The 14,228-nt window shown below is 64.8% G+C and carries 11 protein-coding genes; 4 read left to right on the forward strand and 7 right to left on the reverse strand.

Going from position 1 to position 14,228, the window contains the following annotated elements:
- Positions 1 to 73: 73 nt before the first annotated feature.
- Together RCH15_RS04820 and RCH15_RS04825 are read right to left on the reverse strand one after the other, a co-directional pair.
- Positions 74 to 1,282, reverse strand: coding sequence for an NAD(P)-dependent malic enzyme (locus tag RCH15_RS04820; protein ID WP_326958616.1), 1,209 nt, complete (start codon positions 1,280 to 1,282; stop codon positions 74 to 76).
- A 399-nt stretch (positions 1,283 to 1,681) separates the two neighbouring features.
- A complete protein-coding gene (locus tag RCH15_RS04825; protein ID WP_326958618.1) occupies positions 1,682 to 3,007 on the reverse strand; it encodes an MFS transporter in 1,326 nt (441 codons plus the stop codon).
- Between the two features lie 186 nt (positions 3,008 to 3,193).
- Between RCH15_RS04825 and RCH15_RS04830 the strand changes: the two genes are divergently transcribed.
- The 4 genes from RCH15_RS04830 (at position 3,194) to RCH15_RS04845 (ending at position 8,182) form a co-directional block, all read left to right on the forward strand.
- Entirely contained in the window at positions 3,194 to 4,291 is a 1,098-nt protein-coding gene (locus RCH15_RS04830; protein ID WP_326958620.1) for a thermonuclease family protein, read from the forward strand.
- A gap of 70 nt (positions 4,292 to 4,361) precedes the next feature.
- The gene (gene rraA / locus RCH15_RS04835) at positions 4,362 to 4,838 is read left to right on the forward strand and encodes a ribonuclease E activity regulator RraA (RefSeq protein ID WP_326958622.1); all 477 of its coding nucleotides are present in this window, start codon (positions 4,362 to 4,364) and stop codon (positions 4,836 to 4,838) included.
- Between the two features lie 103 nt (positions 4,839 to 4,941).
- Positions 4,942 to 6,597 carry an MDR family MFS transporter gene (locus RCH15_RS04840; RefSeq protein WP_326958623.1) on the forward strand — a complete coding sequence of 552 codons (1,656 nt, stop codon included), beginning with the start codon at positions 4,942 to 4,944 and terminating at the stop codon, positions 6,595 to 6,597.
- 133 nt (positions 6,598 to 6,730) lie between these two features.
- Positions 6,731 to 8,182 carry a sugar porter family MFS transporter gene (locus RCH15_RS04845; protein WP_326958625.1) on the forward strand — a complete coding sequence of 484 codons (1,452 nt, stop codon included), beginning with the start codon at positions 6,731 to 6,733 and terminating at the stop codon, positions 8,180 to 8,182.
- Between the two features lie 116 nt (positions 8,183 to 8,298).
- Here RCH15_RS04845 and RCH15_RS04850 read toward each other — a convergent pair whose 3' ends face one another.
- The 5 genes from RCH15_RS04850 to RCH15_RS04870 form a co-directional block, all read right to left on the reverse strand.
- Positions 8,299 to 9,525: an MFS transporter gene (locus tag RCH15_RS04850; RefSeq protein ID WP_326958627.1), complete on the reverse strand. Its 1,227-nt coding sequence runs from the start codon at positions 9,523 to 9,525 to the stop codon at positions 8,299 to 8,301.
- Between the two features lie 70 nt (positions 9,526 to 9,595).
- The gene (locus tag RCH15_RS04855; RefSeq protein WP_326958629.1) at positions 9,596 to 10,069 is read right to left on the reverse strand and encodes a MarR family winged helix-turn-helix transcriptional regulator; all 474 of its coding nucleotides are present in this window, start codon (positions 10,067 to 10,069) and stop codon (positions 9,596 to 9,598) included.
- 181 nt (positions 10,070 to 10,250) lie between these two features.
- Positions 10,251 to 11,399, reverse strand: coding sequence for a mannitol-1-phosphate 5-dehydrogenase (locus RCH15_RS04860; protein WP_326958631.1), 1,149 nt, complete (start codon positions 11,397 to 11,399; stop codon positions 10,251 to 10,253).
- Positions 11,399 to 13,423, reverse strand: coding sequence for a PTS mannitol transporter subunit IICBA (locus RCH15_RS04865; RefSeq protein WP_326958633.1), 2,025 nt, complete (start codon positions 13,421 to 13,423; stop codon positions 11,399 to 11,401). Before RCH15_RS04865 ends, RCH15_RS04860 begins: the two co-directional genes overlap by 1 nt.
- A gap of 58 nt (positions 13,424 to 13,481) precedes the next feature.
- A complete protein-coding gene (locus tag RCH15_RS04870; RefSeq protein WP_326958635.1) occupies positions 13,482 to 14,210 on the reverse strand; it encodes a TetR/AcrR family transcriptional regulator in 729 nt (242 codons plus the stop codon).
- Positions 14,211 to 14,228: the final 18 nt, after the last annotated feature.

The raw sequence follows: 14,228 nt of genomic DNA on the forward strand, positions 1-14,228 counted from the left end.
GTGGCCGCCCGCCCGGACCGTGACGGCGGCACACCGCAGGAATGCGCCGCCGTCACGGTCTGTTCAGCTGCGGCTACCGCGGTTCAACCGCCGCGGCGACCGCGGCGGATACCGCTGGCGCCACCCGTGGGTCCAGCGGGCTGGGGACGATGTAGTCGGCGGATAATTCCGCATCGGCAAGTCCGGCAATGGCACGGGCCGCCGCCAGCTTCATGGCCGGCGTGATCCGGCGGGCGCCGGCGTCGAGGGCTCCGCGGAAGATGCCGGGAAAGGCGAGGACGTTGTTGATCTGGTTCGGAAAGTCGCTGCGTCCCGTAGCGACGACGGCTGCGTACTTGCGGGCCACCTCCGGCAGGACTTCGGGGTCCGGGTTGGACAGAGCGAACACGATGGCGTCCTCGCTCATGAGCTTGAGGTGTTCCTCGGCCAGCTGGGAGGACGAGACGCCGATGAAGACGTCGGCCCCCAGGAGTGCCTCGGCGGGGCCGCCGGACACGTCGCGCAGGTTGCCGCCCCGGGCCAGTTGGGCTTTCCTGCCGGCGGGGTCGGCGGCGATGTCGGCCCGCCCGGTGTTGAGGACGCCGCGGGAATCCAGCAGCACGACGTCAGTGATCCCGGCGGTCAGCAGCATCTGGGCGACGGCGATTCCGGCAGCGCCTGCGCCCGAGACGACAACCCGCAGTTCCTCGAGTCCGCGTCCGGTCACCTTGGCGGCACCGGTGAGGGCGGCGAGGACCACGACCGCGGTGCCGTGCTGGTCATCGTGCATCACGGGGCAATCGAGGGCTTCGATGAGCTTCTCCTCCAGTTCGAAGCAGCGCGGCGCTGAGACGTCTTCGAGGTTGACGGCACCAAAACTCGGACGCAGGCGGACGAGGGTCTCCACAATTTCGTCGACGTTGGTGGTGTTCAGCACCAGGGGGATGGAGTCGAGTCCACCGAAGGCTTTGAACAGGGCAGACTTGCCCTCCATGACAGGCAGTGAGGCGCTGGCCCCGATGTCGCCCAGGCCCAGGACGGCTGTTCCGTCACTGACGACGACTACGAGGCGCTGGGCCCAGGTGAGGGTTTTGGCGAGTTCCGGGATCGCGGCGATAGCTCGGCTGACCTGGGCGACGCCGGGCGTGTAGGCGATGGAGAGGTCACGTTTGCTGGCCAGTGGCACGGTGCTCGAAATTGCCAGCTTGCCGCCGTGATGGGCGGCAAAAATTTCTTCGTCGCTGAGCACTTGTACCGGCTCTGCGGGGGATGTGGTGTCGGTGGGGATGGTCTCAATGGACACTTCGTTGTCTCCTTGGGGCTCACTGTGGGCACACGGCTCATGAAGCTCGAGCACGGGAACGCCTAAAGATGGTCTGGGAAACGGCGGTAGCGGCCCGGGGTTGGTGGGCCGGGGTTTGACGCTTCGGGTGCTGCAGGCGGCGGCGCCGCTCCGGTGCTGCAATCGTAAACACCGCGCCCCCGGCGGAAGGGCGGCCGCGGCCCGTTCCGACCCTTGGTGAAACCTTTATCCACAGCGTTTGTGAGATAGGTCACCCCAAAATGCCGCTACCGGGCGGTAGAAAGCCGGACTGGTCTAGGCCAGTTACGCCGCGGGGCAGCCGGGCGTTTCCGGAAAAGGCCCAGTTTCGGGCCGTTCCCGGCAGTGCCAGAGCCGGCAGTGCCATAAGCGGCCACGGACCTAGTCGACGCCCTTGATTTTTACGACAAAGACGGCGCCCAGCAGCCCGATCGCCGCAGCCGCCACGTACAACGAGACATAGCCTCCCCACAGGGTCACGAACGGGAAGGCGATAAGGGGCGCGAGCACCTGGGGCAGGGAATTGGCGATGTTGAGGACGCCCAGGTCCCGGCCGCGGCTCAGGGCTGCCGGGAGCACCTGGGTGATCAGGGCGAAATCCACTGCAAGGTAACAACCGAAGCCAACTCCGAGCACCGAGGCACCCAGCAGGGCGCCGGTCCAGTTTGGCGCAAACGCCAGGATCAGCGAGGCCACCGCGATGATGCCCGAAGACATGATGACAAGCGGCTTCCGCTTTCCCATCCGGTCACTCAGCCGCCCGCCGATCACGCTGCTGATAATCACCATCACCGCGTAAAGTCCCGTCAGGACGAGTACGCCGAACTCCGGCGCAATGCCCTGCGTCTCTTCCAGATGGACAGCATCCTTCAGGAAGAACAGCAGGTAGAGGGTCACCATATGGTTCCCGATGTTCACGAGGAGCCGTGTCAGCCAGGCCCAGGCGAAGTCCGGGTACAGCGCCGGGGAGATCCAGAACCCCTTGGCGAAGCCGGTCAGGCTGAACGGCGGCCGGGCCTCCGCGGGAAGCCGGACGTCGTCGTTCGTGAAGTAGTAGAGTACGACGCCGGCGAGCAGCGCCACGGCGCAGACCAGGTAGCCGACGGCGAAGTTCCCGGTGACCGCCGCCGCAATGACTGCGCCGATGAGGATGCCGACCGTCTGTCCCATCGCGGCCAGGCCCCCCACCGTGCCGCGCTGCGGCACGGGCACCCGGTCCGGGATCGCGGCGGTGATGGCCGCGTAGGCGCCGTTGCACCCGGCCTGCACAAAGCACCAGAGCAGGGTCATGACGGCGACGCTCGGCGCCCCCGCCAGAGCGATGAGGGCCGCGGCTCCGAGGATGGCGCCGAAGAGCACCCACGGCACGCGCCGGCCCATCCGCGAGGTGGTCCGGTCGCTGAACGCACCGAAAAGGGGGTTGGCCACGAGGGACACTGCGGCACCCGCACCGGTGACAAGAGCCAGGATGGCCTCCTTGTCCCCTTCGCTGAAGGATGCGGCCTGCTGGCCGAGGAGCACCTGGATCGGACCGAAAAAGGCGGCGTTGATGCCGACGTTTACGAGCACCACGCCCGTGGTCCAGACGGGCCGGACGCGGCGTTCCGGCTCGGCCAGCGCCACGGAGGCACGGTCGGTGCTCGATGCTCCTGCGGCGGGCCCACGGGCTGGCTCCGGAACGGCGCCGGGTGAATCGGACAGGCTCATGTATTTCGCTTCCCCCCGGAAACTGACGATGCACGCCGAAGATCGGTGTTCAGCCAGACTATCGTGAGGACCACAATCCGCCCCGTGTGGGCAGCCCTTTAACCACGGGGCGAAGTATTGTCATAGTCATCCGCGAATCTCCACTCTGGCGTCAACGCACATCACTCATTCCTGGGGGAATACATCTTGTTATCAGAAGAACAGGGCACCGCCGCCCGTGCCAGGACTTTGGGACTGGTCGTTGCCGCTGCCCTCACGCTCGCTGGTTGCAACGCGGGAACGGCCAGCCTCAAGCGGGATGCTGCCGCGGAGACCAGCTCCCGCACCCAGGCCACAGTAGTCCGGGTAATTGACGGAGATACCTTTGAGGCCTCCGTCAACAACGAACAGAAGACGGTCCGCCTGCTCAACGTGGACACGCCAGAAACAAAAGACCCAAACGCCCCGGTTGAGTGCATGGGCCCGGAGGCCACGAAAGCACTTGAGCAGTTATTGCCCGCCGGTTCCAAGGTGGAACTGGAATTAGACAAAGAGCCGCTGGATAAATTCGGAAGGATGTTGGCAGGTGTTTTCGATTCACATGGAAAACTGGTCAACGCTGAGATCGCCCGATTGGGCCTTGGCGTCCCTGTCCTGTTCGAGCCCAACAGGAAATTCCATCCCCCCGTTGTCGCGGCTTTCGAGGAAGCGCGCACGAACGGAATCGGACTCACCTCAGCCGACGTTCCCTGCCTTCCCGCCCAGCAGGTAGAACTAGCCGTTGGGGCGGTTGAAACCCTGGTCGCTGCACCGCTGGCTGACGTCAATGTCGATCTTGACAAGAGTCACACCGCGCTCGTTGCCGCGTTGGCCTTACTTGCCGCACTCAAGGCCGCAGCCAGCGTCAAAGACCACGTCCTCTGGACTGCTTACACGACGGACCGACGGACAGTAATGGTGACCCGGCTGGACGCAGCCGCCAGCGCGGGGAAGGCGCGGCAGGCCGCCATCAGCGCGAAGAAGAAGCACATCGCGGATGCTGCGGCGGCCGAGTCCGCCCGCCAAGTCGCTGATGCCGCGGCAGCCGAGTCCGCCCGCCAAGTCGCTGATGCTGCGGCTGCTGCAGAAGCTGAGCGGCTTCGAAACGTTCCGCCCCCCGCGCCGTACGTTCCGCCGGCCCGCGTTCCACCGGCGAACGTAGCCCCTGCAGCTCCGGCACCCGCTCCGAACCCCTATCCGGGGTATAACGGTCCTCGCTGCTACGCACCAGGCGGTAAGAGCTGGACGCCGTGCAGCAAGCGGTAGTTCAATGACCGGAAACCGCAGATTTCGTGAGGCGCAAGTGACACCGTTCAAACAAATCCCAGGAGAACCCATGGACGCATCTGCCGTAAACACCGCCGATCTCTACGACGAGCGCGGTGAGGAACTCGACTCCGTGACCCTGCAATTCCAGTCACTTGGCGGCCGAACCCATTTCAGCGGCCCCGTCCGGACCATCCGCTGCTTCGAGGACAACGCCCTGGTCAAATCCACACTCGCCACCCCCGGTGACGGCGCCGTGCTGGTGGTGGACGGCGGCGGTTCTCTCCGCACGGCGCTGATGGGGGATCTGATTGCGGCGAGTGCGGTGGCGAACGGCTGGGCCGGCGTCGTGATTAATGGCGCCGTGCGCGACCGGCTCGCAATTGCCGAGCTGTCCCTCGGGGTCAAGGCGCTGGGCAGCAACCCGCGCAAAAGCGCCAAGACTGGCGCCGGCGAGACTGACGTGGAGCTGCAGATCGACGGCGTCGCCGTCCGCCCCGGCGCGATGATCTGGTGCGATCCGGATGGGATCCTGCTGGAGCGCTGACGCGGGTGGCATGAAAAGTGTGGAGCGGGAACAAAGCAGCAACTAACATAGTTACTGCAAGCAACCTTCCTGCTTGATCCCAACCCTTCCCCCGGGAGCAGTCATGTCCAAGACCCCCTCCGTGCGCGCCGCCGGTGAGGTACTGACGCATCGTCAGACCATCACAGTCATGGTGGGCCTCATGCTCGGCATGTTCCTGTCGTCGCTGGACCAGACCATCGTGTCCACCTCCATCTACACCATCGCCAACGATCTTGACGGGCTCTCCCTGCAGGCCTGGGCAACCACCGCATACCTCATCACCTCCACAGTGAGTACGCCGCTCTACGGCAAGCTCAGCGATATTTTCGGCAGGCGCCCGCTGTACCTCGCGGCCATTCTGATCTTCCTGGCAGGCTCCGTCTACGCCGGTTCGGTCCACTCAATGACCGAGCTGGCGATTGCCCGCGGCATCCAAGGGCTCGGCGCCGGCGGGCTGCTGGCCCTCGCCTTGACCATCATCGGCGACATCGTGGCCTTGAAGGACCGCGCCAAATACCAGGGCTACTTCATGTCGGTGTTCGGTATCTCCTCGGTGCTGGGGCCCGTGATCGGCGGCGCATTCGCCGGCGCGCAGTCCATCCTCGGCATCGATGGCTGGCGCTGGGTATTCTTCATCAACATCCCGATCGGGCTCGCCGCCCTCGCCGTGGTGTTCCTTTACCTTCACCTGCCGGCCAAACACGTAAAACAAAAGATCGACTACTGGGGCGCGGCCGCCATCACCCTGGCCATCGTGCCGCTGCTGCTCGTGGCGGAACAGGGCCGCAGCTGGGGCTGGACCTCCGCCAGTTCGCTACTCTGCATCGGACTCGGTGTGGCGGGCATCGTGGCGTTCCTGCTGGCGGAAAAACGCGCCGGCGATTACGCGCTGATCCCCCTGCGGCTCTTCCGGAACATGACGTTCGGACTTTCTTCGCTGCTGAACTTCATCATCGGCGTCGGGATGTTCGGAGCGATTGCGATGCTTCCGATGTACCTGCAGCTGGTCAAGGGGCTGACACCCACTGAAGCCGGCCTGATGATGATCACCTTCACTCTCGGCATTCTCACCGGCTCCATCACCGCAGGCCGGACCATTTCGGCGTCGGGGACCTACCGGATCTTCCCCATCCTGGGAACCGCCATCCTCACGGGAGCCGCCACCGTCATGGGCCTCTCGCTCGGCGTGGACACCCCGCTCTGGGTTCCGGGCGCCATCGCGGTGTTCTTCGGCCTGGGCCTGGGCTTCTGCATGCAGCCGCTCACTCTGGCCATGCAGGTTTCCGTGCCGGCGAAAGATATGGGTGTGGGGACCTCCTCCGCCGCGTTCTTCCGCTCCATGGGCGGCGCGGTGGGCACGGCCGTGTTCATCTCCATGCTGTTCAGCATGGCGGCGGACAAGGTGGCCGCGGGAATGAAGGACGCCGCGCAGAACGCGGATTACCTCAAGGTTCTCAAGGACCCCGCCGTCGCTGCCGACCCCGCGAACGCTCCGCTCTATGCGTTCTTCAAGAACGGTGCGAGCAGCGACTCGCTCAATGATACGAGCTGGGTGCACCAGGCGAACCCCGTCCTTACACGCCCCATCATTGAGGGCTTCGCCCAATCGATCGACGCCGTGATGCTCACTGCCGCTGTCCTGACCGGCATCGCCTTTCTGATCAGCTTCGCGCTTCCGAACAAGAAGCTGACGGACCCGTTGGCCGCGGCCCGCGTGGAAGCTGCCGCTGCCCACTAGGCCGTTCCAGCGGCTGCTGGGGAGTGTATGTTTTCTCTCATTTTCCGGCTTGTGACGTGCGACGCTCCGGCTCCGATGTAAGACTGGGGGCTGCGGCGCGCAGGCCGCGGAACGCGAATGCCGAGGGAGCCCGATGACAACCACCCAAGACCAGACCGCCGCCAAGATCCCCAAGCGGGTCATTTGGCTGGCCGTGGCAGGCGCCGTAGGCGGCTTCCTCTTCGGCTTTGACTCCTCCGTCGTCAACGGCGCCGTGGACGCCATCAAGGACGAGTTCGCGCTGAGCGAGGCAGTGACCGGTTTCGCCGTGGCAGTGGCCCTGCTGGGTTGCGCGGCCGGCGCCTACCTTGCCGGGAAAATCGCCGACCGCTACGGCCGCATCCCCGCCATGAAGCTCGGCGCGCTGCTCTTTCTGGTCAGCGCCATCGGGACCGGCTTTGCCTTCGGCGTATGGGACCTCATCCTCTGGCGTCTGGTTGGCGGCCTGGGAATCGGCCTGGCCTCCGTGATCGCACCGGCCTACATCTCCGAGATCTCTCCGCGCCACGTTCGCGGCCGGCTCGCCTCGCTCCAGCAGCTCGCCATCACCACCGGCATCTTCGCCGCCCTGCTCTCAGATGCCTTGTTCGCGAACTTCGCCGGCGGGGCAGACCAGGAACTCTGGTTCAGCATCGAGGCCTGGCGCTGGATGTTCCTCGCGGGCGCTGTGCCCGCCGTCGTCTACGGCTGGATTGCCTACACCCTGCCCGAGTCGCCACGATTCCTGGTGGTCCAGGGCAAGGACGAGGAAGCCCTCAAGATCTTCAAGTCCATCGCCCCGAACGACGACATGGACCGCCACCTGCGGGAAATCAAGAAGGCCATCGATGAGGACAAGCTCGCCGGCCAGAAGGGTTCCCTGCGCGGCAAGGCCTTCGGCCTGCAGCCGGTTGTCTGGATCGGCATCATCCTGTCCGTGCTGCAGCAATTCGTCGGCATCAACGTGATCTTCTACTACTCCACGACGCTCTGGAAGGCCGTCGGCTTCCAGGAAAAGGACTCCCTGACCATCTCCGTGGCCACTGCGATCACGAATATCCTCGTGACCCTCGTGGCGATCGCCCTTGTGGACCGGATCGGCAGGCGGCCCATCATGCTGGCCGGCTCCATCGGCATGGCCGCCTCATTGGGCACCATGGCACTCGCCTTCGCGTCAGCCACGGGGACCGGCGACGCGATTTCGTTGCCCGGCGCATGGGGCCCGGTTGCCCTGGTGGCCGCCAACGTCTTTGTGATCAGCTTCGGAGCGTCCTGGGGCCCCCTGGTGTGGGTGCTGCTCGGCGAAATCTTCCCGTCCCGGATCCGCGCACGCGCCCTGGGCCTTGCCGCCGCCGCCCAGTGGATTGCCAACTTCGCCATCACCCTTAGCTTCCCGGTGATGGCGGCGGCCTCGCTGCCCCTGACCTACGCCATGTACGCGTTGTTCGCGGCGGCGTCGTTCTTCTTTGTAAAGTTCAAGGTGCCCGAGACCAACGGCATGGCCCTGGAGCACGCTGAGACGCTCTTCGTTCCGAAGGGGTCCGCCAAGACGTCCGCCAAGGCCTGACCCGGACCGCGCCCGACGCGCGGCCCGCCTTCCGCCTTTCCAGGTGACAGATAACGCCCGTGTTCCACTGGAACATGGGCGTTATCTGTCACCTGAGCGGCCTGCGCCCTGGCGGGTCAGACCACGTGCGGCTCGTGCGCGGTCAGGTAGCGGCGTCCGCCCAGGATCACAGCAATCGCTGCCACCATCGCCAGTGCCCCGGCAAAGAAGGGCACCTGCGGGCCGAAATGCTCAGCCAGCTGTGCCGCGGCAAAGGGCGCCAGCGCCCCGCCCATCCAGCGCACAAAGTTGTATCCGGCCGAGGCGACCGGCCGCGGTGAATCAGAAACCCCCATGGCCAGCTCCGTGTAGACGGTGTTGTTGACGCCCAGAAGCGCACCGGAAACGATCACCAGTACGACGACGGCGGGCACCGAGTGCCCGGCGGAGAGTCCCAGCCCCACGAGGTCCAGCATCAGCAGGACCAGGGTTCCGGTGAGGACGCGGACGGTCCCGAAGCGGTTCTGCAGCACCGGGGCGGCGAACACGGAGAACACGGCGACGGCGACGCCCCAGCCAAAGAACACCCCGCCGATCCCGTATGCGTCCATGCCGAGGATGAAGGGAGTAAAGGCAAGGACGGTGAAAAAGCCGTAGTTGTAGAAGAGGCCGCTGGCGGCCGTGGTCCTGAGACCCTTATGCCCCAAGGCGAGGAGCGGATCCCGGAGCCGTACCTTCCGCTCAGGCAGCGGAGTCTTGGGCAGCAGGGCGATCAGCGCGATGAACGCTGAAGCCATCAGTACGGCGGTACCGAAGAAGGGGGCACGCCACTGCCAGCCCCCGAGCAGGGCACCGAGGAGCGGGCCGAGGGAAATACCCAGGCCGAGCGCGGCCTCATAGAGGATGATCGCCGTCCCGGCTCCGCCGCTGGCGACGCCGACAATCACGGCCAGCGCGGTGGCGACGAACAAGGCGTTGCCCAGTCCCCAGCCGGCCCGGAAACCAATGAGCTCGGCCACGGTGCCCGAAGTGCCGGAGAGCGAGGCGAAGACGACAATTATTGCCAGCCCGATCAGCAGCGTCCGCTTCCCGCCAATCCGGGAGGAGACGTAGCCGGTGATCAGCATGGCTATGGCGGTCACCAGAAAGTAGCTTGTAAAGAGCAGTGACACCTCACTCTGCGAGGCATCCAGGTTCTTGGCGATCGCCGGGAGGATGGGATCCACCAGGCCGATGCCCATGAATGCGAACACGGCCGCGAGAGCCGTTGCCCACACTGCCTTGGGCTGTTTGAGTAGTGAGGCCTTCTCAGCCTCAAGGGTCTCCTCGGCTGCCGGAAGGGTTCCAGCGGACTGGCCGTGCATGGTGGCGCTCCTAAATGAGAGGATTTTTCAATGATGGGACTTCGGAAAGTGATCGAAGGTGGGCTCGGTATCAGGCCTGAAGCGTCGCGTTGATCTTGCCGATGACCGGAAGGGCGGCCGCCAGGGCAGCACGGTCAGCGGCCGAAAGGGACGAGAGGATGCCGGCCATCACAGCGTTGCGGCTCTCATTGGCGGATTCGACGGCTGCCCGGCCCGAACCGGTCAGGGTCACCCGAACGGCCCGCGAATCATCAGGGTCGGGTTCGCGGCGGGCGAGGCCGGCACGCTCGAGCTTGATGATCTGCTCCGTGGCACTCGGGACTCTGACGCCCAGGTTTCGGGCGATCTCGCCCACCCGGGCACCGTTGCCATTTCCGGGGGATGCGGTGGCATCCATCAGCATTTTGAGGGTGCTGAGCTGGGCGGCACTAAGTTCTCCGTCGGCGTCAAGGCGGCGGACAAGGTAGATGCTGTGGCGAAGAGCCTCGCGGAAGTCCTGCGCGAGGGCGAGAAGATCCGGGCCGGCCTGATGATGAACGTTCATACTTAGGTAGCCTAACTGTTAGGCAGCCTAACGGTCAAGCTGCAGGAGCCGTTGCCCTGTCACTCCGGGTTGCTAAACCCCGGGCTTGGGCGCCACAAGTGATAGGGCAACCGGGGTGGGAGCGGCCTTAAACACGCCGACGCCGGAGCCATGGTGGCTTCGGCGTCGGCGGTATCGCGGTTCAGGCGGCCGTTTTGGCTTCGTCGACGAGGGCGGCGACCGCGGGGAACAGCGGGTGCTCCGGTGCCAGCCCCGTGATCTTGGCGGTGGCCTCTTCCGCGCCGGAGGCCGCCAGGATCTGCCCCAGCTCAACGGCTTCGGCGTCGGCCGGGTCGTTGAATCGCAGGGCTGCTGCGATCGCGCCAAGCAGGGCCTCCGGGACAATTCCGCGTTCGGCAAGTTCCGCAGCCGGACCGATGAAGCGTTCGTGCCGGCTGAGCTTGCGCAGTGGCGCCCGGCCCACCCGGTTCACCGTGTCTGGCAGATGCGGATTCGAGAAGCGGCCCAGAATTTTTTGAACATAGGCCTCCTGTTCCTCCCGTGTGAAACCATGCTTGGCGACCAGCAGTTCCTTCGTTTCGTCCAGGACGGCGCGCACATCTGCGGCGACGTCTTGATCGGCCATGGCCTCGGAGATTTTCGCCAGGCCGGCCCCGAAACCAAAGTACGCTGCGGCGGCGTGCCCGGTGTTCACGGTGAACAGTTTCCGCTCGATGTACGGCTCCAGCTCATCGACGAAGGTCGCACCCGGGATCACCGGCGGCCTGCCCGCAAATGAAGTCCTGTCGATGACCCATTCGTAAAATGTCTCCACCGTGACGTCCAGGCCCTGGCCGGCCTCCTGGTTCGGCACGATCCGGTCCACCGCCGTGTTCGCAAAGACCGCCTTGTCATCCAGAGTGCCTGCGGCGGGATCCCACTGGGCCGATACCTCGGACTTCAGGATGTCTGTGGCGTTGATGGCGTTCTCGCACGCCATGACCTGCAGCGGCAGGAGCCCTTCGGCCCGGGCGGCGATACCCTTGGCAATCACGGGCGCCACAAACTTGAGGATGTGCGGCCCCACCGCGGTGGTGACGACGTCCGCCGTCGCGATCTCCGCGATGACGTCCGCTTCCTGGTTGCTGGAGTTCAGCGCCCGGAAGTTCCCCACGGTCCGGACGTTGGGGTGCTCCCCCACTTCGTGGACCCGGTAGCTGTCTGCCGCAGCGAGCTGGGTGATCAGGTCCTCCGCGACATCCGCGAAGACCACCTCATACCCGGCCTCGTGGAGCAGCAGCCCGACGAATCCGCGCCCGATGTTTCCTGCTCCGAAATGAACGGCTTTCACTAGGAGTTGACCTTTCCGAACAGGTCCAGGACTTCCTCGACGGTGGTGGCAGCTTCAAGCTGGGCCACCTGCGCCTTGTTGGTGAAGACCTTGGCGATGGAGGACAGGATGTGGAGGTGTTCGTTGTTGATGCCGGCCACGCCGACCACGTACTTCACTTCCTTGCCGTTCCAGTCGATGCCGTCGGGGTAGCGGACCACGGAGACTGCGGATTTGAGGATGTGGTCCTTGGCGGCGTTGGTCCCGTGCGGGATGGCGAGGAAGCTGCCCATGTAGGTGGAAACCGACTCTTCACGTTCATGCATGGCGTCCAGGTAGCCGGCGTCGACGGCGCCGCGGTCCAGCAGGAGCCGGCCGGCCTCGTCGATGGCGGCGTCCCGGGTGGTTGCTGTGCCGCGGAGGACGACACTTTCCGCGGCCAGGATGCCAGACGGGCCGGCTGCGGCTTCCGGTTCCCGCTCGGCGACGGCGGTGGCGGCGCCGGCTGCCGGCGAACCAGCCAGGCCGGCCGCATCGTCCGGCGTGTTGGAGCTTCGAACCAGCTCCACGATCTCGTCATACCGCGGCGAATTCATGAAGTTGTCCACCGAAACATGCACGGCACTGGCCGTAGCGGGCTTGGCCCGCTCGGTCAGATCCTGATGCGTGATAACGACGTCGTAGGTGTCGCTGAGGTTCGCGATCGCGGAGTTGGTGACCTTGACCTCCGGGAAGCCGGCGGCTTTAATCTTGTTCCGCAGTACCGAGGCGCCCATGGCGCTTGAGCCCATACCGGCGTCGCAGGCGAAGACGATGTTGCTGACCGGGCCGGCGAGAACCGCGACGCCGCCTGAGGTGGCAGCTCCGGAGCCCACGAGCATGGAGGCCACCGAGCTCTTCTTGCCCTTCATCGACTCCATCTGCGACGTCGCAGCACTGAAGCTGTCCTCTTCAGATTCCCCTACGGGGGTCTTGCTGGCCTTGAGGATGACCGAAGCTATCAGGAAGGAGACGGCAGTGGCGAGGAGTACGGAGAGAATAACTCCGAAGTAGCTGTCACGCGCGGTCTGGGCGAGCACCGCGATGATGGATCCCGGGGCTGCCGGGGCCACCAGGCCGGAGTTGGTGATAGCCAGTGTCGCAACGCCGGTCATGCCGCCTCCGATTGCAGCGAGGATGAGGATGGGCTTCATCAGCACGTACGGGAAGTAGATTTCGTGGATGCCGCCGAAGAAGTGGATGAGAGCAGCGCCGGGTGCCGAGGCCTTGGCAATGCCCTTACCGAAGAACATGTAGGCAAGCAGAATCCCGAGGCCCGGCCCGGGATTGGCCTCAAGCAGGAAGAGGATGGACTTGCCCTCTTCCAGTGACTGCTGGATGCCCAGCGGCGTCAACACTCCATGGTTGATGGCGTTGTTGAGAAACAGGACCTTGGCCGGCTCGATGAAGATGCTGGTCAGGGGCAGCAATCCGTTGTTGACCAGGAACTGGACCACATTGCCAGCACCCGTGCTGAAGGCCGAGACCAGGGGGGAAATTCCGTAGAATCCAAGCAGCGCCAGGAGCGCGCCCCAGATGCCGGCGGAGAAGTTGTTGACCAGCATCTCAAAGCCGGGCCGGATCTTGCCGTCCCAGATCGAGTCGATCTTTTTCATGGTCCAGCCACCCAGCGGGCCCATGATCATGGCGCCGATGAACATCGGAATGCCGGCACCGACAATTACGCCCATGGTGCCGATGGCTCCGACGACGCCGCCCCGGACGTCATACACCATCCGGCCGCCGGTGTAGGCAATCAGAAGAGGTAGCAGATAGGTGATCATGGGCCCGACAAGACCCGTGTTTGCCACTCCCTCCGCATTTGTCCCGAAGCCGCCAATTTGAGGGATCGGAATCCAGCCCTTCTCAATGAACAGCGCCGTGATGATGCCCCAGGCGATGAAGGCGCCAATGTTGGGCATGATCATTCCGGACAGGAACGTCCCAAATTTCTGGACGCCGACCCGCGCGCTGGTGCGGGGTTTCGCAACTGTCTCTGTTGCCATGTGATTTCCTAACCGTTAGTCCTGCTGCACCGCAGGATGGTCCGATGATGTCGCGAAGCTAACTGGTGGAGCTGGTGGAGATCCGGTGGAGCCATTCGAGAAAGAGCTTGAGTTCTGAGCTGGAGAGCTGATCGGAGTGCGACGCCTGCAGAGCCGCGTTCAGGGCGATCGCCGCGACAACCACCGACGATTTCCCGGACTCTTCCGGACCGTTCTTTTTGGCCTGGTCCGAGGACACCGCGAAAATCATCGCGTCGCGGGTCATGGATGACAGCTCGAGATTGCGTTCGGGCGCTTTTTCCGTGATCAGCATGAGCGTCACGCCAACGTTGGCGGCCAGGATGCTCCTGGCCGCTTCCCGCGGAGGGACATTGAGCTGCCCGGCCACTGCGGCCTTGTTCAGCATTTCCTCCATCAGGGCCTCAGCGTCAGCGACGACAGCCGGGCGGCTCTCCGGGCGGATATTGCCAAACATCACCAAATACAGTTCCGGCTGGTTGAGCCCGAACTGCACATGGTTGTCCCACATCCGCCGGATATCCTCCAGCGGTTGTCCGGACGGCGCGAAGTCGCGTTCGCCCGCGACATACTCTTCAAAACCCGCCGCGACGACGGCGTCGAACAGCCCTTCTTTGTCGCCGAAGTGGTGATAGAGAGTGGGTGCCGTGACGCCTGCCAGCTGTGTGATCTGGCGGGTGGAGACCGTACCGCCGGCGGAATTGGCCAACAGCTCGGCGGCTGCACGCAGCAACCGCGTCTTGGGCGGAAGCTGGCCATCGAAACTCATAACCGCTACCCTAGCACC

It is taken from the genome of Arthrobacter sp. MP_M4 (assembly GCF_035984855.1).
In the GTDB taxonomy this organism is placed as follows: Bacteria; Actinomycetota; Actinomycetes; order Actinomycetales; family Micrococcaceae; genus Arthrobacter.